The organism is Hydrogenophaga sp. IBVHS1, assembly GCF_002127265.1.
Lineage (GTDB): Bacteria > Pseudomonadota > Gammaproteobacteria > Burkholderiales > Burkholderiaceae_C > Hydrogenophaga.
Genome location: NZ_NFUU01000001.1, coordinates 127,026 through 145,893, shown reverse-complemented (window position 1 = coordinate 145,893; position 18,868 = coordinate 127,026). Strand labels below are relative to the sequence as shown.

The 18,868-nt window shown below is 64.4% G+C and carries 21 protein-coding genes and 1 tRNA gene; 5 read left to right on the top strand and 17 right to left on the bottom strand.

Annotated elements, in window-relative coordinates; all coding sequences use genetic code 11:
- Nucleotides 1-3 precede the first annotated feature (3 nt).
- From CAP37_RS00715 to CAP37_RS00680, 8 genes are all read right to left on the bottom strand, one after another.
- On the bottom strand, nt 4-753 hold the full coding sequence (locus tag CAP37_RS00715; RefSeq protein WP_086122392.1) for a 1-acyl-sn-glycerol-3-phosphate acyltransferase: 750 nt from the start codon (nt 751-753) through the stop codon (nt 4-6).
- A gap of 13 nt (nt 754-766) precedes the next feature.
- The gene (gmhB, locus tag CAP37_RS00710) at nt 767-1,354 is read right to left on the bottom strand and encodes a D-glycero-beta-D-manno-heptose 1,7-bisphosphate 7-phosphatase (RefSeq protein ID WP_086122391.1); all 588 of its coding nucleotides are present in this window, start codon (nt 1,352-1,354) and stop codon (nt 767-769) included.
- A 4-nt stretch (nt 1,355-1,358) separates the two neighbouring features.
- Nucleotides 1,359-3,485 carry a glycine--tRNA ligase subunit beta gene (gene glyS, locus CAP37_RS00705; protein ID WP_086122390.1) on the bottom strand — a complete coding sequence of 709 codons (2,127 nt, stop codon included), beginning with the start codon at nt 3,483-3,485 and terminating at the stop codon, nt 1,359-1,361.
- A 21-nt stretch (nt 3,486-3,506) separates the two neighbouring features.
- The gene (glyQ, locus tag CAP37_RS00700; protein WP_086122389.1) at nt 3,507-4,412 is read right to left on the bottom strand and encodes a glycine--tRNA ligase subunit alpha; all 906 of its coding nucleotides are present in this window, start codon (nt 4,410-4,412) and stop codon (nt 3,507-3,509) included.
- A gap of 100 nt (nt 4,413-4,512) precedes the next feature.
- The gene (gene lnt, locus CAP37_RS00695; RefSeq protein WP_256926843.1) at nt 4,513-6,396 is read right to left on the bottom strand and encodes an apolipoprotein N-acyltransferase; all 1,884 of its coding nucleotides are present in this window, start codon (nt 6,394-6,396) and stop codon (nt 4,513-4,515) included.
- Between the two features lie 13 nt (nt 6,397-6,409).
- A complete protein-coding gene (locus tag CAP37_RS00690; protein WP_179190097.1) occupies nt 6,410-7,276 on the bottom strand; it encodes an HlyC/CorC family transporter in 867 nt (288 codons plus the stop codon).
- Nucleotides 7,277-7,370: 94 nt separating this feature from the next.
- A complete protein-coding gene (locus CAP37_RS00685) occupies nt 7,371-8,021 on the bottom strand; it encodes a GNAT family N-acetyltransferase (protein WP_086122388.1) in 651 nt (216 codons plus the stop codon).
- A gap of 87 nt (nt 8,022-8,108) precedes the next feature.
- Complete coding sequence (locus tag CAP37_RS00680) at nt 8,109-8,582, bottom strand: Lrp/AsnC family transcriptional regulator (RefSeq protein WP_086122387.1); 474 nt, start codon at nt 8,580-8,582, stop codon at nt 8,109-8,111.
- A gap of 117 nt (nt 8,583-8,699) precedes the next feature.
- Between CAP37_RS00680 and hppD the strand changes: the two genes are divergently transcribed.
- Both hppD and phhA read left to right on the top strand, forming a co-directional pair.
- Nucleotides 8,700-9,821, top strand: coding sequence for a 4-hydroxyphenylpyruvate dioxygenase (gene hppD / locus CAP37_RS00675; RefSeq protein ID WP_086122386.1), 1,122 nt, complete (start codon nt 8,700-8,702; stop codon nt 9,819-9,821).
- A 12-nt stretch (nt 9,822-9,833) separates the two neighbouring features.
- A complete protein-coding gene (gene phhA / locus CAP37_RS00670) occupies nt 9,834-10,688 on the top strand; it encodes a phenylalanine 4-monooxygenase (protein WP_086122385.1) in 855 nt (284 codons plus the stop codon).
- Here phhA and CAP37_RS00665 read toward each other — a convergent pair.
- Nucleotides 10,610-11,560, bottom strand: coding sequence for an alpha/beta fold hydrolase (locus tag CAP37_RS00665; RefSeq protein ID WP_256926842.1), 951 nt, complete (start codon nt 11,558-11,560; stop codon nt 10,610-10,612). The genes phhA and CAP37_RS00665 overlap by 79 nt on opposite strands.
- 120 nt (nt 11,561-11,680) lie before the next feature.
- Between CAP37_RS00665 and CAP37_RS00660 the strand changes: the two genes are divergently transcribed.
- The 3 genes from CAP37_RS00660 to CAP37_RS00650 all read left to right on the top strand — a co-directional run bounded on the left by CAP37_RS00660 (nt 11,681) and on the right by CAP37_RS00650 (nt 15,184).
- Complete coding sequence (locus CAP37_RS00660; protein ID WP_256926841.1) at nt 11,681-12,430, top strand: hypothetical protein; 750 nt, start codon at nt 11,681-11,683, stop codon at nt 12,428-12,430.
- A gap of 109 nt (nt 12,431-12,539) precedes the next feature.
- The gene (locus CAP37_RS00655) at nt 12,540-14,240 is read left to right on the top strand and encodes an AMP-binding protein (RefSeq protein ID WP_086122384.1); all 1,701 of its coding nucleotides are present in this window, start codon (nt 12,540-12,542) and stop codon (nt 14,238-14,240) included.
- A 2-nt stretch (nt 14,241-14,242) separates the two neighbouring features.
- Entirely contained in the window at nt 14,243-15,184 is a 942-nt protein-coding gene (locus CAP37_RS00650; RefSeq protein WP_086122383.1) for an MBL fold metallo-hydrolase, read from the top strand.
- An 80-nt stretch (nt 15,185-15,264) separates the two neighbouring features.
- Here CAP37_RS00650 and CAP37_RS00645 read toward each other — a convergent pair.
- From CAP37_RS00645 to infA, 8 genes are all read right to left on the bottom strand, one after another.
- Nucleotides 15,265-15,341, bottom strand: a tRNA-Met gene (locus tag CAP37_RS00645).
- A 17-nt stretch (nt 15,342-15,358) separates the two neighbouring features.
- On the bottom strand, nt 15,359-15,754 hold the full coding sequence (rplQ, locus tag CAP37_RS00640; RefSeq protein WP_086122382.1) for a 50S ribosomal protein L17: 396 nt from the start codon (nt 15,752-15,754) through the stop codon (nt 15,359-15,361).
- Between the two features lie 72 nt (nt 15,755-15,826).
- Nucleotides 15,827-16,813 (bottom strand): DNA-directed RNA polymerase subunit alpha, encoded by a 987-nt coding sequence (gene rpoA / locus CAP37_RS00635; protein WP_086122381.1) that lies wholly within the window; start codon nt 16,811-16,813, stop codon nt 15,827-15,829.
- A gap of 90 nt (nt 16,814-16,903) precedes the next feature.
- Nucleotides 16,904-17,527 carry a 30S ribosomal protein S4 gene (gene rpsD / locus CAP37_RS00630; RefSeq protein ID WP_086122380.1) on the bottom strand — a complete coding sequence of 208 codons (624 nt, stop codon included), beginning with the start codon at nt 17,525-17,527 and terminating at the stop codon, nt 16,904-16,906.
- 149 nt (nt 17,528-17,676) lie between these two features.
- Nucleotides 17,677-18,081 (bottom strand): 30S ribosomal protein S11, encoded by a 405-nt coding sequence (gene rpsK, locus CAP37_RS00625; protein ID WP_056268973.1) that lies wholly within the window; start codon nt 18,079-18,081, stop codon nt 17,677-17,679.
- Between the two features lie 18 nt (nt 18,082-18,099).
- Entirely contained in the window at nt 18,100-18,465 is a 366-nt protein-coding gene (gene rpsM, locus CAP37_RS00620) for a 30S ribosomal protein S13 (protein ID WP_086122379.1), read from the bottom strand.
- A 23-nt stretch (nt 18,466-18,488) separates the two neighbouring features.
- Complete coding sequence (rpmJ, locus tag CAP37_RS00615; RefSeq protein ID WP_009514917.1) at nt 18,489-18,602, bottom strand: 50S ribosomal protein L36; 114 nt, start codon at nt 18,600-18,602, stop codon at nt 18,489-18,491.
- A gap of 43 nt (nt 18,603-18,645) precedes the next feature.
- A complete protein-coding gene (gene infA / locus CAP37_RS00610) occupies nt 18,646-18,864 on the bottom strand; it encodes a translation initiation factor IF-1 (RefSeq protein ID WP_066267877.1) in 219 nt (72 codons plus the stop codon).
- Nucleotides 18,865-18,868 lie beyond the last annotated feature (4 nt).

Here is an 18,868-nt window from a genome sequence, read left to right as displayed (position 1 = left end):
GCCTCAGGCGGCGCGGTACGCCTCGGGGTCGAGGCGCCGCATCTCGGCTTCGATCCATGCCTCGACTTCGCGCATCAGCTCATCGGGCTCGCGACCCTGGCTGGGAATGGGCTTGCCAATGGAGAACTCCACCACACCCGGCTTCTTGATGAACGCCTTGCGCGGCCAGCACTTGGCGGAGGTCACGGCAATGGGAATCACCGGCGCGCCGGTTTCCACGGCCAGCCGCGTGCCGCCACTTTTGTAGGTGCCCTTCTGTCCGCGCGGGATGCGCGTGCCTTCGGGGAACATGATGACCCAGGTGCCCTGGTTCAACAGCCGCTGGCCCTGTTCCACCACCTTGTTGAAGGCCTGCGCGCGCTTGCTGCGATCGATGTGGATCATGTCCATGCGGCCCATGGCCCAACCGAAGAACGGCACGTAGAGCAGCTCCTTCTTGAACACGTAGGCCAGCGGATGCGGCATCAGCGTGGGCATGCAGAAGGTTTCCCAGGTGGACTGGTGCTTGAGCAGCAGAATGGCTGGCGCGGTGCTGCCCACGGGCAGGTTCTCGAAGCCGATCACCTCGTTGCGGATGCCCAGCATCAGCTTGCCGCTGTTGACCGCCAGCCGCAGCCAGCCAGCGCACATCCAGTAGATCTGGGTGCTGTTGAGAAACGGTGCGGCCACGAGCACGGCCAGCGCCCAGGGAACGACGGTGATCGCCATGAACACGGTGTGAAGAATGGCGCGCAGCAGGTTGACCAGGATCATGTTGTGGGGGGTGTCAGTTCGTGGTCGGCTGCGCGAGCAGCCAGTCGGCGAAGGCGCCGAGGTCTTCGTGGGTCATCGTGGCGGGTGGCAGGTTGGGCGCCAGCGCAGCGAGGTCTTGCGCACCGCCCAGACCCAGCCGACCGCGAAGGTGTTCGGATTTGCCGGTGAGCAGCAGGTGCGTGGGGCAGCCGGCACGCGCCGCCGCCTCCATGTGGCGGATGGAATTGCCGGCGGCCGGTGCACTTGCCAGAGGCGAACCGAAACGCTCGCCGATCTGCTCGAACAGGCCGGGCGCGGGCTTGCGGCAACGGCAGGCATCCTCAGGCGCGTGCGGACAGAAAAACACGGCCTCCACACGCGCACCCACCGCCGCGAGCTGGCGGTGCATCTTGGCGTGAATGGCGTTGAGCGAGGCCATGTCGAACAAGCCGCGCCCGATTCCCGACTGGTTGGTGGCCAGCACCACGCGCCAGCCGCCCTGGTTCAGCCTCGCCACCGCTTCCAGCGCACCGGGCAGCGCCTCCCACTCGTCCGGCGAGGCGACGTAGTCGTCGCGGCTGCGGTTGAGCGTGCCGTCGCGGTCGAGGATGAGGAGCTTCATGGCGTCAGGCCAGACGGGAAAGGTCGGCCACGCGGTTCATGGCTTCATGCAATTGCTTCAGCAAGCCCAGGCGGTTGGCCTTGAGCGCGGGGTCTTCGGCGTTGACCATCACACCATCGAAGAAGGCATCGACCGGCGCGCGCAGTGCGGCGAGCGATTGCAGTGAAGCGGTGTAGTCACCCGCCTCAAATTTTGCGTTGGCGGCGGGCACGGTGGACTGCATGGCGGCGAACAGGCCTTTCTCGGCGGCTTCGACCAGCATCGCCTCGTCGACCGTCGCCACAACTTCTCCTTCGGCCTTCTTCAGGATGTTCGAGATTCGCTTGTTGGCGGCAGCCAGCGAGGGCGCTTCGGGCAGTGCGGCGAAGGCGCGCACTGCGGCCAGCCTGGCTGGGATGGACGACCACTGGCCGAGTTGCCGCGCATAGATGGCGGCATCCACTTCGGCGGCGGAGAAGCCCGCGTCGCGCAGATAACCTTTGAGCCGCTCGATCAGGAACTCATCGAGCTCCACGCTTCGGTCCTGCAACAACCCGGCAGGGAATGCGGCAAACGCCAGCCGCGTGAGCTCATGGAATTGCAGCGCGAGCTTGCCCTCCATGAGCATGCGCACCACGCCCAACGCATGCCGCCGCAAAGCGAACGGATCCTTGTCGCCGGTGGGCACATTGCCAATGCCGAACATGCCCGCCAACGTTTCCAGCTTGTCGGCCAGCGCCACCACCACACCCGTTGTGTTGCGCGGCAAATCGTCGCCGGCAAAGCGTGGCTTGTAGTGGTCTTCAATGGCGAAGGCGATGTCTTCAGAGAGTCCGTCGTGGCGCGCGTAGTAGCCGCCCATGATGCCCTGCAGTTCGGGGAACTCACCCACCATGTCGGTGAGCAGATCGGTCTTGGCCAGCTGCGCGGCGGTGTCGGCGCCTTTTGCGAGCACTTCGCCACCGAGTTGCTGGCCGATGGCGCGCGCGATGGCGCGTACGCGCTCCACACGCTCGCCCTGTGTGCCGAGCTTGTTGTGATAGACCACCTTTGCCAGGCCTTCGACGCGCGAGGCCAGGGTTTTCTTGCGGTCCTGGTCGAAGAAAAACTTGGCATCGGCCAGGCGCGGGCGCACCACGCGCTCGTTGCCACCAATCACGGCGCTCGCGTCGTCGGGCGTGATGTTGCTGACCACCAGAAACTGGTGGGTCAGGCGGCCTTGCGAATCGAGCAGCGGGAAGTACTTCTGGTTCGCCTTCATCGTGAGGATCAGGCATTCCTGCGGCACGTCGAGGAACTGCTTCTCGAAAGCGCAGACGAGCACGTTGGGGCGCTCCACCAGCGCGGTCACTTCGTCGAGCAGGGCGTCGTCCTCGATCGGCTTGCAGCCGCCACCCACCTTCGCAGCCGCCGCTGCAAGCTGGCGCACGATCTCGGCCTTGCGTTCGACGAACGAGGCGATGACAGCGCCATCCTTCGCGAGCGTGGCGGCATAGCTGTCGGCATTCTTCAGCACCACTGGCGAAACGGCCGCTTCAAAGCGGTGTCCGTGCGTGGTGTGGCCCGCCTTGAGGCCAAGTGCTTTCACCGGCACGACCGCGCCGCCGTGCAAGGCCACCAGGCCGTGCGCGGGCCGCACGAAGTTGACGCTGCTCCAGCCGGGCATTTCGCAGTCCGTCTCGAGCTGGTAGCTCATGACCTTGGGAATGGGCAACTTCGCGATGGCTTCGTCGAGTGCCCTCTGCAGGCCGGTGCTCAGATCCGCGCCAGGCTGCACGCTGTCGAAGAACAGGGCTTCGGCCTTGCCATCGGGCGCGCGCTTGAGCCCCGCAACCGCCGATGCATCTGCACCCAGCGCGGCCAGTCGTTTCAGCAGCGCGGGCGTGGGTTGACCGGCTGCATCCAGCCCCACGCTCACCGGCATGAGCTTTTGCGACACGGCCTTGTCGGCAGCGCGAGCAAGCACGCCGTTCACGTGTGCAGCCAGCCGGCGCGGCGAAGCAAACGCCGTCACGGCAGCGTCGGCAGGGGCCAGCCCCTGGGCTTTGAGCTGGTCCGCCAGCACGGTGGCAAACGCATCGCCAAGTTTCTTCAATGCCTTGGGGGGCAGTTCTTCAACGAACAGCTCGACGAGCAGGTTCTGTGCAGTCATTCTTGTACTTTCACGCGGCCTTCAAGCGGCCTTCTTCTCAATCTGTGCCACCCACTCGCGCGGCGCCATGGGAAAGCCCAGACGCTCGCGGCTTTCGTAGTAGCTCTGCGCCACGGCACGCGCCAGGTTGCGGATGCGGCCGATGTAGGCGGCACGTTCGGTGACGCTGATGGCCCCGCGCGCGTCCAGCAGGTTGAAGCTGTGTGCGCATTTCAGGACCTGCTCGTAGGCGGGCAGCGCGAGCTGCTGCTCCATCAGGTACTTCGCCTGTTTTTCGTGTGCACCGAAGGCGGTGAACAGGAAGTCGGCGTCCGAGTGCTCGAAGTTGTAGGCCGACTGCTCCTTTTCGTTCTGGAGATACACGTCCCCATAACTCATGGTGTCGGTCCACTTGAGGTTGTAGACGTTGTCCACGCCCTGCAGGTACATGGCCAGGCGCTCCAGGCCATAGGTGATCTCGCCGGTGATGGGCTTGCAGTCGATGCCGCCCACTTGCTGGAAGTAGGTGAACTGCGTGACTTCCATGCCGTTCAGCCACACCTCCCAGCCCAGGCCCCAGGCACCCAGCGTGGGGTTCTCCCAGTCGTCTTCCACGAAGCGGATGTCGTTTTTCTTGAGATCGAAGCCGAGCGCCTCCAGGCTGCCCAGGTACAGCTCGAGGATGTTGGAAGGCGCGGGCTTCAGCACCACCTGGTACTGGTAGTAGTGCTGCAGGCGGTTGGGGTTCTCGCCGTAGCGGCCATCTTTAGGGCGGCGGCTGGGTTGCACATAGGCGGCCTTCCAGGGCTCAGGCCCGAGCGCGCGCAAGAAGGTGGCGGTGTGGCTGGTGCCTGCGCCGACTTCCATGTCGTAGGGCTGCAGCAGCGCGCAGCCCTGGCGGTCCCAATAGGACTGCAGGGTCAGGATGATTTGCTGGAAGGTCAACATGCAGGAAGGCCGGGGCGCTGCCCGGCGAGAGGGATCGGGATTGGGGAGGCGGGCGACCAGCCGATCGCGCCGGCCGATCGCGTGATTTTACGGGCCGCGCTCAGCGGCGGCGCGTGCGCCCGCCGCGCCGGCCCAGGCCCCGCATCGCGGCGATCAGCAGCACGAGCGTGAGGCAGCCGATCCAGAGGGGCGCCAGGCCCCAGCGCGCGGCCCAGTCGGCATAGGGCGTGAGGCCACTGCGGCCTTCCACCGTGGCTTCAAGCCGGCCGCGGGTGAGGCGCTCCAGCGCGTGCGTCACCTGGCCGCGGTGGTCAATGACAGCGGTGGCGCCGGTGTTGGTGGCTCGCAGCATGGGCCGCCCCAGTTCAATGGCGCGCAGGCGTGAAGCGTGAAGGTGCTGATCGATCGCGATGGTGTCGCCAAACCAGGCTATGTTGCTCAGGTTCACCAGCAAGGTGGGCGCGACCTCGGGATCCCGGAATGAGGCCGCGAGCTCTTCGCCGAACAAATCCTCATAGCAGATGTTGGGTGAGATGCGCTGGCTGCCCAGCACCCAGGCGGGTTGAGGCAATGCGCCCCGGTTGAAGTCGCCAAGCGGGATGTTCATGAGGTTGGTGAACCAGCGGAACAGGGGCGGGATGAACTCGCCGAAGGGCACGAGGTGGTGTTTGTCGTAGGTGTAGATGCCGTTGTCGCTGGCGTTGAGCCGGCCAGCTGCCTGACGCGCCGAATCGGCGGTGAGGCCCCACACCGAATTGGTGTACCCCGTTTCCATGCTGCCCAGTGGCAAACCCACCAGCACGCCCACGGCGTTGCTGCCGCTGGGCTGCTGCGCCAGGTCGCCCAGCAGCGGCTGCCAGAACGCCGGGCCCAGTTGGTCCGGCAGCAGGGGCACGGCGGTCTCGGGTGCCACCACCAGCTGCGGCCCGCTGGTGGGGGAGGCCCGGGTGGCGGCCACGGCCTCGGCGATCTGGCGTGGGTACCACTCCAGAGCCTGGGCGATGCCGGTGCCCGGCACAAATTTCTGATCCTGCGCGATGTTGCCCTGCAACAACCACACCCGCAGCTCACCCGTGCTGGCGGTATGGCGCTGGCCGAGATTGCGCCAGGCCTGGCCACCCCCGACCACGCTGGTCAGCAGCAGGCCTACCGAGAGGAGCAGCAAAAGCGTGCGCGCGAGCCCCCACCAGCCATCGGACAAGCCCGGCACGATGCGGGCCTGGACCCGAGCACCCGGCGCCGCCACGCGGGAACCTGCAGCAGTGCGCCCGGTGGGGCGGCTCACGGGTGAGAGCATCCACACGCTCAGCCGCCGCCACAACCCGGATACCACCGAGGCCAGCGTGTAGGCCAGCACCGCCGCAATGAAACCCATGCCGTACACGCCCACCAGAGGCGCCCACACGGCCATGAGATCGACCTGGGCGTAACCGCCCGCGCCCCACGGAAAGCCGGTGAACCAGTGACCGCGCGCGAGTTCGGCCAGCGTCCACAGCGAGGCGAACATGAGTGCTTGCGCCGTGCGGGAAACGGGCGCCCACGCACACAGAAAGCCGACGCCCACCGCGTAATAGATCGAGAGGAAACCGGCGAGAGCCAGCACCGCCAGCACCGCCAGCCACGCGGGCAGCCCGCCATAGGTGTGCATGGAAACGAACAGCCACCAGAACGTGCCGGCCAGCCACACCGTGGAGAACACCCAGCCGCGCCACACGGCCTGCCCGACGCGGGTGGCAAACTGCAGCGCCAGCACCAGCAGGGCCAGCGACACGATTTGCCAGAAACCATTGGGCTGGCCCGGCACCGCGCCGGGCAAGGCCCAGTCCTTCAGCGGCCAGGCGATGGAGGCCGCCTGCAAGGCGCCACCCAGCAGGCAGAGCAACCACCAGAAGAATCCGCTGCCGCGCGCGCTGCGCCCTGGCGGGCGCCGGCTCATCGGGTTGAAACTCGACGGCGTGTGCAGCGATCCGAACAGGCTTCGCATGGGTCAGGCGGCCTCAGGCCTCACCCGGTACAGGCGCGACCTTGAACCACTTCACCGCGCCACCCTTGGTGTGCAGCACGACAAAGCGCAGGCCTTCGAGTTCGTGCGTCTCTCCGCGTTTGGGCACATGACCCATGGCGTGCGCGATCATGCCGCCAATGGTGTCGAAATCTTCCTCGGGCAGTTTGAGGCCGAAGGACTCGTTGATGCGCTCGATCGGCGTGTCGCCGCTCACGCGCCAGGTGCCGTCGGCCAGGGCGAAAATGTCGCCCTCATCTTCAGCCACATCGAATTCATCCTCGATCTCGCCCACGATTTCCTCAAGCACATCTTCGATGGTGATGAGGCCGGCCACGCGGCCGAACTCGTCGATCACGATGGCGAGGTGGTTGCGGTTGCCACGGAACTCGCGCAACAGGTCGTTGAGACCCTTGGTTTCGGGCACAAAGGTGGCCGGGCGCAACAGGGCACGAATGTTGAGCTCGGGCGCGCGCTGCAACTTGAGCAGATCCTTGGCCAGCAGGATGCCGATGATGTTTTCCCGCTCCCCCTCGTAGACCGGAAAGCGCGAGTGCGCGGTGTCGATGACGAGGTGAAGCAACTCGTCGTACGGAGCGTCGATATCGAGCACGTCCATGCGCGGGGTGGCCACCATCACGTCGCCTGCGGTCATGTCGGCGATGCGGATCACACCTTCGAGCATCACCCGCGATTCGGCGTTGATGATGTCGTTGTCCTCGGCCTCGGCAAGGGTCTCGATCAGCTCGTCCTTGGAGTCCGGCCCGGGGTGGATGAATTCCGCGAGCTTTTGCAGGAAACCACGTTTGTCGGCATGCCGCAGGCTGCGCTGCGGCCCACTACTGGGAGGGGATTCGGCCACTGAAGATAGTTAGGGGGTTGTAACGGTCCGAAAGGATACCCCAAGCAGGTGGCGCGGCGCAAAGCAACGCCGCCCGTCGGTGCCGGGCGGCGCCTCAGCCGCGAACGCGTTCGCGCGCGTCGCGTACGCCGCGCCGAATGTCCTGCAGCACCGAGAGCAAACCCCAGAACTGCTTGGCCTGAGCCTTGAAGTGGTAGTCGGTGATGGCCACTTGCTGGTTGACCATTTCGGTCACGCGCGAATCGAAGTCGGCCGGGGGCAGGCGCAGGTGCGCCTCGGACTCCGAGCCATCTCGCTCGATGACCGCGCCGGCATGGCGTGCGATCTTGAGCATGGCCGTGTTCTCCGACAGCGCATGGATGAACAGCATGTTCACCCCCTCGTTGCGCGCGTGCATGACCGCGCGCTCGAACAGGCGGCTGCCGTAGCCCCGGCCGCGCGCGCTCTTCGCCACCGACACGCCGAACTCGGCGCAACTCGTGTACTTGGGGTCGAGCGAGAAGGCCAGGTGGGCCATGGCGATGAGTTCGAGCTTGCGGTTGAAAATGCCGAACAGCTCGTCTCGATCGAAATTCAACTGCGCCACGTAGCGCTGGATCTGCTCGTCGTTGGCCGCGTAGCCAAAACGCAGGTACCGGTCGTGCGGCTCCAGCGCCAGCAGGTGCGCCTCAATGCGCTCCACCTGCCCCGGGCCGATGGAGCGGATGGGCACGACGGGCGTGGAGGTTTTCTCGGAATTCACCATGCGGCGAATGTACGGGTTTTCCCTATATTCACAAGGACTGAGACCCCTAAAGCAAGGGGAACCGACGAGCGGGGCACTGGTGCGGCCTCAAACCGGCAGCGCCGTGGTGCTTTTCACGCGGTCCATCACGAAGCTGGTCTTGCAGTCCTGCACGCTGGGGTGTTTGAGCAGGGTGTCCATCATGAAGCGCGAGTAGGCCGCCATGTCGGCCACCACCAGGCGCAGCTGGAAGTCCATCTCGCCGGTGAGCGCTGCACACTCCACCACCTCCGGCCAGCTCAGCACGCTCGCTCGGAACTGGTCCATGGGGCTGCGTTTGGCGCTGCCAGCGTGTTTCTCCAGCCGCACGTTCACATGCGCCGTAAGCCCCAGCCCCACTGCCTCCGGCCGCACGAGCGCCACGTAGCGGTCGATCACATGCGCCTCTTCCAGGCGCCGCACACGGCGCAGCACCGCGCTGGGCGAGAGGCCCACGGATTCCGCAATCTGGTCGTAGGTGGCCCGGCCATCGGCCTGCAGGCTGCGGAGAATCTGGCGATCGAGCTTGTCAAGTGCATCCATAGGCGGAAGTTTGCAGGTTTCCTGCAATCCAGACAAGTGGGACGCCCCGAAACGCCGAAATCGTGACACGCTGCGCCGATACAGTGGCGCAATCCGCCAACCAATATGGAGACAGACATGAACAGCGCACTGCCCGCCGCCGCCCAGACCGCCGCGACCCCTTGGGAGAACCCCATGGGCACCGATGGCTTTGAGTTCATCGAATACGCCGCGCCCGATCCCGTGGCCATGGGTGCTCTGTTCGAGCGCATGGGATTCAAGCCGATCGCAAAGCACCGCCACAAGGCTGTCACGCTGTACCGCCAGGGGGAGATCAACTTCATCATCAACGCCGAACCCGACAGCTTCGCCCAGCGTTTCGCTCGTCTGCACGGGCCCAGCGTCTGCGCGATCGCTTTCCGGGTGAAAGACGCCAAGGCGGCCTATGAGCGCGCCATTTCGCTCGGCGCCTGGGGTTACGCGCAATCCGCCGGCCCGGGTGAACTCAACATCCCCGCCATCAAGGGCATCGGCGACTCCATCATCTATTTCATCGACCGGTGGCGCGGCAAGAATGGGGCCAAAGAAGGTGAAATCGGCAACATCGGGTTCTTCGACGTGGACTTCGAGCCCCTGCCCGGCGCCGAGCTCAACCCGGCGGGCCATGGCCTGACCTACATCGACCACCTCACCCACAACGTGCACCGCGGCCGCATGGAGGAGTGGGCTGGCTTCTACGAGCGCCTGTTCAACTTCCGCGAGGTGCGCTACTTCGACATCGAGGGCCAGGCCACCGGGGTGAAGAGCAAGGCCATGACCAGCCCCTGCGGCAAGATCCGCATCCCCATCAATGAAGAGGGCAACGAAAAAGCCGGCCAGATCCAGGAGTACCTGGACCGTTACCACGGCGAGGGCATCCAGCACATTGCCATGGGCTCGACCAACCTGTACGACACCGTGGACGCGCTCGAGCTCAGTGGCGTGAAGCTGCTCAACACCAGCGAGACCTACTACGAGCTGCTGCCCAAGCGCATTCCAGACCATGGCGAAAACCTGGAGGCCCTGAAGCAGCGCAACATCCTCGTCGATGGTGTGCCCGGCGAGCTGCTGCTCCAGATCTTCAGCGAGAACCAGCTCGGCCCGATCTTTTTCGAGTTCATCCAGCGCAAGGGCAACCAGGGTTTTGGTGAGGGCAATTTCAAGGCGCTGTTTGAAACCATGGAACTGGACCAGGTGCGCCGCGGCGTGCTGAAGGCATGAGGGGCCACCGCCATGGCCGTTGAACCTGTTGTGTATGGCGCCAGCGAGCGCCCACCCCGTGGCGACTACGAGCGCGCCCACGCCGACTACACCTGCCCACAAAACTGGGCGTCGTACACCGACGCCGACCACGACACCTACCGCCGGCTCTACGCACGCCAGACCGCGCTGCTGCCCGGCCTTGCGTGCGATGCGTTCATCGAGGCCCTGCCCTCGCTGGGCGTGCGCGACCGCATTCCACGCTTTGAAGAAATCAACGAGCGCCTGAAGCCCGCCACTGGCTGGGAGATCGTGGCGGTGCCGGGCCTGATCCCGGAGCGACCGTTCTTCGATCTGCTGGCGAACCGCCGCTTTCCGGTGACGGACTGGATCCGCACGCCCGAAGAATTCGACTACATCGTCGAGCCGGACGTGTTCCACGACCTGTTCGGCCACGTGCCGCTGCTGTTCAACCCGGTGTTCGCCGACTACGTGCAGCGATACGGCGCCGGTGGCCTCAAGGCGCATGATCTGGGCGCGGGGGAGCTGCTCTCGCGGCTGTACTGGTACACGATCGAGTTCGGCCTGATACGCCAGCCCGATGGCCTGCGGGCCTACGGGGCGGGCATTCTGAGTTCTTCCAGCGAGCTCAAGCACAGCGTGACCAGCCAGCACCCTCAACGGGTGAAGCTGGATTTGCTGCGCTGCATGCGCACGCGCTACAAGATCGACGATTTCCAGGCCACTTACTTTGTCATCGACAGCTTCAAACAGCTGTTCGACATGACCGCTCCCGACTTCGCGCCGCTTTATGCAGCGGTGCGCTCGCTGGGGGAACTCGCGGCCGACGAGAGCAGCGCGAGCGATTCGCTCATCACCCTGGGGTGAAACGCCATGGCCACGTGGGCTGCGCCGGGGAGCAGCCGGTTGTCGGCGCCGGGCAAGGTGGCGGTGGACGCCGGGAACACAATGTTGTCGGCGTTCGAGTACCAGCAGACAAACCGTGCGTAGGTGTGCGTCGGGTTGATCTGCGCTTCGCGCGCTTGCAGCGCCCGCAACCAGTCGCCGCCCAACCGCATCTGCCGGCCATTGGCGACCCGACTGAAGCGCCCCAGCCAGGTGCCCCGGTGCGGGCTGCCGATGGTGACCACCCGGTGCACCGGTGTCTCTGGCTCGCTGGCCAGCCAGACGCGCGCGGCCAGCCCCCCCATGCTGTGACAGACCAGCATCGGCGGTGCGCCCGTCAGGGCCTGCGCGCGCCGCACACCTTCGGAAATCAGCTGGGCATAGTCGTCGATGCTGCCGAACACCGGTTCGAGATTGACCGACACATAGGGCACGCCCTGATCGCGCAGGCGCTTCATCCAGGGGAGCCAGAGGCCGCGGTTGCAGACGAAGCCGTGGATGAACACCACGGCAGGCGTGCCGGAGCCTGAGGGCTCGTCGGAATCGGGCAGGCTGGCCCAGCGAAACGGCTGGCGCCAGGCGAACACCTGCGGGGCCACGCGAACTTCTTGCCACCAGGCCCCCAGCAGATCGCGCCATCCCGCGCGAGGCGCTTCATCGAGCCGGTTCAACCAGGCGGCCGCAAGGCCTTCAAGCGCCAGCACAAACGCGTAACCGCCCACACTCAGCACCACGCCCAGCAGCGCAACAAACGGCGAACGCGGCCACCAGAAAATCAGCCAGAACACGGTGAAGAGCAGCGTGGCCGCCATCAGCCACTGCTGCAGGCGCGCCAGGGCCGAACCGGCCCGCACCAGAGGCTCTGCGAGTTCTGTGGGTGGGATTTTGGAGATCGGTTCCTGCATCGCCACACTATCGCACGCGGCAGCCGCATCGAATTAGACTGGTCCGTCTTTCCCAGATCATCATTTCCCATGAGCCAGCCCGACCGTGCCGCCGACCGCATCCGCACCCATCTGGACCGCGTGCAACAACTGCGCCTGCAGGCCCAGGTGGCGGGCATGGCCGCGGCGGTGAACGAGGTAAAACACCTGCAGGCCCAGAGGTTCAGGGCCACCTATGCCGACCTTGCCCAGGAACCAACCTTTGCACCGGCGACACGCTTTTTTCTGGATGAGCTTTACGGGGTTCGAGACTTCGCCCAGCGCGACGCGCAGTTCGGCCGCATCGCGGGTGCGCTGGAGCGGCTGTTCCCCGAAGCGGTTGCGCAGCTCGCGGTGGACCTGGCCGAAGCGCATGCGCTGACCGAAGTGCTCGACCACGAGCTCGCCCGCCACTGGCTCGCCCAGGACGCTTCACTTCCTCCCGCCCGGCGCTACACGCTGAGCTGGCGCCTGGCCGGCGACCGACCCGCGCGCGAGCGGCAGCTCGCGGTGGTGCAGCACATGGGGTCTGAGCTGCAGCGGCTCACGCGCATGAAAGCGCTCCGTCTGGCCCTGCGGATGATGCGCAACCCGGCACGCGCGGCAGGCCTGGATTCGCTGCAGCACTTCCTTGAAAGCGGCTTCGACGCTTTTGCGGCGCTGGGCGATGCGCGCCCTTTTCTGGACCACATCCGCCAGAGGGAATCGCGCTGGATCACCACCCTGTTCGACGCACCCCTGGAAGATTGCAGCCTCGCACTGGCCGCCGAACTCGCTCGCGCTGACGGTTCGTCTCCGTGATGAGGCGCCGGTGTGCTTTGTGTGACAGACCCCTAGGGCTCGCCCGGTTCCCCGCCTCTCACTGCCTTGCCAGAATGCCTGTTCCGATCCACGCACACCCCGGACCACCATGACCCGTCACTGGCTATCCCAATACCCCGAAGGCGTTGCCCACGACGTGGCGCCCGAGCGCTACCGGTCGCTGGCAGCGCTGCTGGAAGAATCGTTCAAACAGCACGCGCGCGAGCCTGTCAGCGTCTGCATGGAACGCTGGACGACCTACGGCGAGCTGGACGAATACAGCAGCGCCCTGGGGGCCTGGCTGCAAGGGAAGGGACTTGCGCCAGGTGCGCGGGTGGCCATCATGCTGCCCAACATTCCCCAGTTTCTGGTGGCCATGGCGGCCGTGGTGCGCGCGGGATACACCGTGGTCAACGTCAATCCGCTCTACACCGCGCGCGAGCTGGAGCACCAGCTCAAGGATTCGGGCGCGCAGGCCATCATCATTCTCGAGAACTTTGCGCACACTTTGGAAGAAGTGATCGACCGCACGGCGCTGGAACACGTGGTGGTGAGCAGCCTCGGCGATCTTCTCGGCTTCTGGTACGGGCGCTGGCTGACGTTTGCGGTGCGTCACCTTGCCAGGATGGTGCCCTCTTACAAATTGCCGCTCACCGGCGCAGTGGGTGCACGCACCATCGTCTCGTTTCGCCAGGCGCTGGCAGAAGGCGCGGCCCGCCACCTCCAGCCCAGCGGCGAGACGCTCGATTCGGTGGCCTTCCTCCAGTACACCGGCGGCACCACCGGGCTGTCCAAAGGCGCGGTGCTGACCCACCGGAACGTGATCGCCGCCATCCTTCAGGCCGAGGCCTGGTTTTCGCCGGCGCTGCAGCGCGTGGGCGATCTGCGCCGCGTGAACGGCATTGCCGCCTTGCCGCTGTACCACATCTTCGCGCTGACGCTGAGCCTGCTGTGCATCCGCTGGGGCGCGCACATGACGTTGATTCCCAACCCCAGGGACATCCCGAAATTCGTGGAGACGCTCAAGCGCCGGCCTTTCCACCTGCTGCCCGCCGTCAACACGCTTTTCAACGCCTTGTTGCAAAACCCCCAGTTCCGCCAACTCGACTTTTCGCAACTGGTGATGTCGCAGGCTGGAGGCATGGCCGCTTCCGAAGGCACGGCACGGCAATGGATGTCGGTGACAGGCTGCGCCATGATCGAAGGCTGGGGCATGAGCGAGACCTGCGCCATCGGCACCAACAACCCGGTGAACGCGCGCGAATTCAGCGGCACCATCGGGCTGCCGCTGCCGGGCATCGACATCGCCATCAAGGACGAAGCCGGCAACAGCCTTGCGCTGGGCGAAACCGGTGAAATCTGCATCAAGGGCCCCAACGTGATGCAGGGCTACTACAACCAGCCCGAAGAAACAGCCAACGCATTCACTGCCGACGGATTCATGCGCACCGGCGACGTGGGCGTGATGGACGAGCGAGGCTACACGCGCATCGTCGACCGCAAGAAGGACATGATCCTGGTGTCGGGCTTCAACGTGTTCCCCAGCGAACTGGAGAACACCATCTCGCTGTGCCCCGGCGTACTGGAATGCGCAGCCATTGGCGTGGAAGACGACAAGCAGGGCGAAGCGGTCAAGGTCTTTGTGGTGCGCTCGGACCCCAGCCTCCGGGAGGAAGACGTGGCCCGCTTCTGCCAGGAGAACCTCACGGGCTACAAGCGGCCGCGCCACATCGAGTTTCGCGACGAGTTGCCCAAGAGCAATGTGGGGAAAATCCTCCGCCGGGCCTTGCGCACACCGGCCCCGCACTGAGCATGGCGACGTCTGGCTCATCTGCAGACCTGCTACTGGCCGGCGTGACCGTTCTGGAGCGTGGCTGGCTTTCGTCCAACAACACGCTCATTCAGGGCGATGGTCCAGCCACCCTGGTGGACTCCGGCTATTCAAGCCACGCCGAACAGACCGTGGCCCTGGTGGATGCCGCGCTCCAGGGGCGACCGCTCGAGCATCTGTTCAACACCCACCTGCACAGCGACCACTGCGGGGGAAACGCGGCGCTTCAACATGCCCATCCGTCGCTCGAGACCTGGATACCCCCAGGTCAGGCCGATGCGGTTCGGCGATGGGACGCCGTGGCCCTGACCTACGAGCCCACCGGCCAGACCTGCCCACGGTTCAGACACCAGCATCTGCTGACACCCGGGACCTCGGTGCAGATGGGTTCGCTGCTCTGGGAGGTTCACGCGGCCAAGGGCCACGACCCGCATTCCATCGTGCTCTTTCAACCCGAGCTGCGCGTGCTGATTTCGGCGGACGCGCTGTGGGAGAACGGCTTCGGCATCGTGTTTCCCGAACTCGAAGGCGAATCGGCGTTTGACGACGTGGCCCAGACCCTGGACCTGATTGAACGCCTGCAGCCCGCCACCGTCATTCCCGGGCACGGCGCGGTATTCCAGGATCTGGATGGCGCACTCGCACGGGCCCGCAGCCGCCTGGAACAGTTCGTCACGCAGCCCGAGAAACACCGGCGCCATGCGCACAAGGTGTTGATCAAGTTCAAGCTGCTTGAATGGCAGAGCATCCCGCTGGAAACGCTGCACAACTGGGTCCTGCAGACCGACTACTTCGCGCGCGGCCTGTCCCCTGAACTCAAGAGCGATGCCGCGGCCAGCAGAGCGTGGCTCATCGAATTGCTCAACGAGCTCGAGCGCGTCAACGCGCTTCGACGGGAAGGCGAATTGGTGGTGAACCTTTGACCACCCTCTGCAGCGAGAAACGCCCACAAAAAAGCCCTCGTTTCCGAGGGCTTCGATGACAAGCAAGTGCTTGATTTTGTTGGTTGCGGAGGCAAGATTTGAACTTGCGACCTTTGGGTTATGAGCCCAACGAGCTACCAGGCTGCTCCACTCCGCGTCAAGCCTTATATTCTATCACGCCTTGTCGGCATCTGCAGCCGGCGCCGCATCTTCTGCGCGGTCCACCAGCTCGACCAGCGCCATTGGTGCGTTGTCGCCCACGCGGTAACCCATTTTCAGGATGCGCGTGTAACCACCAGGACGGGCCTTGAAGCGCGGGCCCAGCTCGTTGAACAGCTTGACGACCACATCGCGGTCGCGCAGGCGGTCAAAAGCGAGGCGGCGGTTGGCCACCGTGGCCACTTTGGCCAGCGTGATCATGGGTTCGACCACGCGGCGCAGCTCTTTGGCCTTGGGCACCGTGGTCTTGATGACTTCGTGCGTGAGCAGCGAGTTCATCATGTTGCGCAGCATGGCGAGGCGGTGCTCGCTGGTGCGGTTGAGTTTACGAAGTCCGTGTCCGTGACGCATTTGAGTTTCCTTTTCAGTGTTTTGCCCCCAGCCGTATCAGGTACTGGGAGTTCGTCAGACAGTTGACTGTCTTCAGTGCTTGTCGAGGCCGGCGGGCGGCCAGTTTTCCAGCTTCATGCCCAAGGTCAGGCCGCGTGAAGCGAGCACTTCCTTGATCTCGTTGAGCGACTTGCGACCCAGGTTGGGGGTCTTGAGCAGCTCGTTCTCGGTGCGCTGGATCAGGTCACCGATGTAGTAAATGTTCTCGGCCTTGAGGCAGTTGGCCGAACGCACGGTGAGTTCGAGCTCGTCCACAGGGCGGAGCAGGATCGGATCGAACTGTTGCGAGCTGCGCTGGGCCGGTGCATCGAAAGCGGAGAGTTCCACGCCTTCGAGCTGCGCGAACACCGCGAGCTGTTCCACCAGGATCTTGGCCGAAGCGCGCACGGCTTCTTCCGGACCGATCGAACCGTTGGTCTCGATCTCCAGCACAAGCTTGTCGAGGTCGGTGCGCTGCTCGACGCGTGCACTCTCCACGGTGTAGCTCACGCGCTTGACAGGAGAGAACGAAGCGTCAAGCACGATGCGACCGATGGAACGCGCTTGGTCGTCGTTGCGGCGCAGGCTGCCGGGCACGTAGCCGCGGCCTTTCTCCACCTTGATCTGCATGTCCAGCTTGGCGCCGGCAGACAGCGTGGCGATTACGTGGCCCGGGTTGACGATCTCGACGTCGTGCGGCGTCTGGATGTCGGCGGCCGTAACCAGGCCTTCGCCATCCTTGCGCAGGCTCAGCGTGACTTCATCGCGGTTGTGGAGCTTGAACACCACGCCCTTGAGGTTCAGCAGCATGTTGACGACGTCTTCCTGGACGCCATCAATGGAGGAGTACTCGTGCACCACCCCGGCGATGGTGACTTCGGTCGGCGCGTGGCCGGTCATGGAAGACAACAGGACCCGACGCAGGGCGTTGCCCAGCGTGTGTCCGTAGCCGCGCTCGAAAGGCTCGAGCGTGACTTTGGCGCGATTGGTCGACACTTGTTCGACGTTGATGGTCTTGGGCTTGAGCAGATTGTTCAGCATTCAAACTTCCTTCAGTACCCTCGGCTCGTTACACCGATAAGGCAGACGGAGCATGGCCCGATCGCGCCGAAGGCGTGACCGGGAACGAAATTAACGGGAATACAGTTCGACGATCAGCGATTCGTTCACGTCGGACGCGAACTCATCACGATCAGGCGATTTCTTGAACACGCCTTCGACCTTGTCGACGGAGACGTCGACCCAGGCGGGGAAGCCAATTTGCTTGGCCAGTTCGAGCGCCTCGATCACACGGCCCTGCTTCTTGGACTTCTCGCGCACGGCGATCACGTCGCCGGCCTTGACCGAGTAGGAAGGAATGTTGACCGCTTTGCCGTTGACCGTGATCGCCTTGTGCGAAACGATTTGGCGGGCTTCGGCACGGGTGGATGCGAACCCCATGCGGAAAACGACGTTGTCCAGACGGGCTTCCAACAGGAAAAGGAGGTTGGCGCCGGTGTTGCCACGGCGGCGATCGGCTTCAGCGAAGTAACGGCGGAACTGGCGTTCCAGCACGCCATAGGTGCGCTTGACCTTCTGCTTCTCGCGCAGCTGCACGCCGAAATCGGAGGTGCGCTGGCCAGAGGTGCGGCCATGCTGGCCGGGCTTGGAGTCGAACTTGGCCTTGTCGCTGATGGAGCGGCGGGCGCTCTTGAGCAACAGGTCGGAGCCTTCCCGACGGGAGAGTTTGGCCTTGGGGCCGAGGTAACGTGCCACTTTGGTTTCCTTGTATCACTGCCGCAACCTGTTGTTGCGGGAGCCATCTCGCGGTGGAGGTGGCGGTGGGCTTAGCAAAAATGCCACCGCAGGCGACTGCGGTGGCGCTCGAAAAAAGCTTTCGATTATACCGCGTCAGCGGTCACGCATCAGATGCGGCGGCGCTTCTGTGGGCGGCAGCCGTTGTGCGGCACCGGCGTCACATCGGAAATCGAGTTGATGCGGATGCCCAGAGCACCCAGAGCACGCACCGAAGACTCGCGACCCGGGCCTGGGCCCTTGATCTCGACGTCCAGGTTCTTGATGCCCTGTTCAATGGCAGCGCGGCCCGCCACTTCGGACGCCACCTGGGCGGCGAACGGCGTCGACTTGCGCGAACCCTTGAACCCCTGACCACCCGACGATGCCCACGACAAGGCGTTGCCCTGGCGATCGGTGATGGTGATGATGGTGTTGTTGAACGACGCGTGCACGTGCGCGATGCCGTCGGCAATGTTCTTGCGGACTTTTTTGCGAACGCGGGCGGATGCGCTGGTGGAGGGAGACTTGGCCATGAGGGTCCTTCTTACCGATTACTTCTTCAGCGACTGGGCGGCCTTGCGGGGACCCTTGCGCGTACGGGCGTTGGTCTTGGTGCGCTGACCACGCAGCGGCAGACCACGGCGATGACGGAAACCACGGTAGCAACCGATGTCCATCAAACGCTTGATGTTCATGGTGGTTTCACGGCGCAGGTCACCCTCGATCGTGAACACACCGACCTGATCGCGCACTTTTTCAAGCTCCGCGTCGCTCAGGTCTTTGATCTTCTTCGAATAGTCGATTCCACAGGCTTCGCAGATTTTGCGAGCGCGTGTGCGACCAATGCCGAAGATTGCCGTCAAGCCGATTTCGGCGTGCTTGTGCGGCGGAATGTTGATGCCTGCAATACGAGCCATGTTGGGTCCTCTGAACTAAACAATCAGCCTTGGCGCTGCTTGTGACGCGGGTCGGTGCAAATGACTCGCACAACACCATGCCGCTTGATGATCTTACAGTTGCGGCACATTTTCTTGACCGAAGCCGAAACTCTCATAGTCTTCTCCTAGATATTCCAAAAACATTCAACAGCTGACCACTCACTTCGAGCGAAACACGATCCGCGCCCGCGTGAGGTCGTAGGGCGTGAGCTCTACCTTGACCTTGTCTCCCGGCAGGATCCGGATGTAGTGCATCCGCATCTTTCCGGAGATGTGCCCCAGAACCACATGTCCGTTTTCGAGTTTGACCCTGAAGGTCGCATTGGGGAGGTTTTCAACAACCTCTCCTTGCATCTCGATCACGTCATCCTTGGCCATAAAA

Coding starts and splice junctions, on each gene's coding strand:
- CAP37_RS00715 (WP_086122392.1), bottom strand. CDS start 753: ATGATCCTGGTCAACCTGCTGCGCGCCATTCTTCACACCGTGTTCATG.
- rplQ (WP_086122382.1), bottom strand. CDS start 15,754: ATGCGTCACGGACACGGACTTCGTAAACTCAACCGCACCAGCGAGCAC.
- CAP37_RS00650 (WP_086122383.1), top strand. CDS start 14,243: ATGGCGACGTCTGGCTCATCTGCAGACCTGCTACTGGCCGGCGTGACC.
- rpsK (WP_056268973.1), bottom strand. CDS start 18,081: ATGGCCAAGTCTCCCTCCACCAGCGCATCCGCCCGCGTTCGCAAAAAA.
- glyQ (WP_086122389.1), bottom strand. CDS start 4,412: ATGTTGACCTTCCAGCAAATCATCCTGACCCTGCAGTCCTATTGGGAC.
- infA (WP_066267877.1), bottom strand. CDS start 18,864: ATGGCCAAGGATGACGTGATCGAGATGCAAGGAGAGGTTGTTGAAAAC.
- rpsM (WP_086122379.1), bottom strand. CDS start 18,465: ATGGCTCGTATTGCAGGCATCAACATTCCGCCGCACAAGCACGCCGAA.
- CAP37_RS00685 (WP_086122388.1), bottom strand. CDS start 8,021: ATGGTGAATTCCGAGAAAACCTCCACGCCCGTCGTGCCCATCCGCTCC.
- lnt (WP_256926843.1), bottom strand. CDS start 6,396: ATGCGAAGCCTGTTCGGATCGCTGCACACGCCGTCGAGTTTCAACCCG.
- glyS (WP_086122390.1), bottom strand. CDS start 3,485: ATGACTGCACAGAACCTGCTCGTCGAGCTGTTCGTTGAAGAACTGCCC.
- CAP37_RS00680 (WP_086122387.1), bottom strand. CDS start 8,582: ATGGATGCACTTGACAAGCTCGATCGCCAGATTCTCCGCAGCCTGCAG.
- rpoA (WP_086122381.1), bottom strand. CDS start 16,813: ATGCTGAACAATCTGCTCAAGCCCAAGACCATCAACGTCGAACAAGTG.
- CAP37_RS00655 (WP_086122384.1), top strand. CDS start 12,540: ATGACCCGTCACTGGCTATCCCAATACCCCGAAGGCGTTGCCCACGAC.
- rpmJ (WP_009514917.1), bottom strand. CDS start 18,602: ATGAGAGTTTCGGCTTCGGTCAAGAAAATGTGCCGCAACTGTAAGATC.
- gmhB (WP_086122391.1), bottom strand. CDS start 1,354: ATGAAGCTCCTCATCCTCGACCGCGACGGCACGCTCAACCGCAGCCGC.
- CAP37_RS00660 (WP_256926841.1), top strand. CDS start 11,681: ATGAGCCAGCCCGACCGTGCCGCCGACCGCATCCGCACCCATCTGGAC.
- hppD (WP_086122386.1), top strand. CDS start 8,700: ATGAACAGCGCACTGCCCGCCGCCGCCCAGACCGCCGCGACCCCTTGG.
- phhA (WP_086122385.1), top strand. CDS start 9,834: ATGGCCGTTGAACCTGTTGTGTATGGCGCCAGCGAGCGCCCACCCCGT.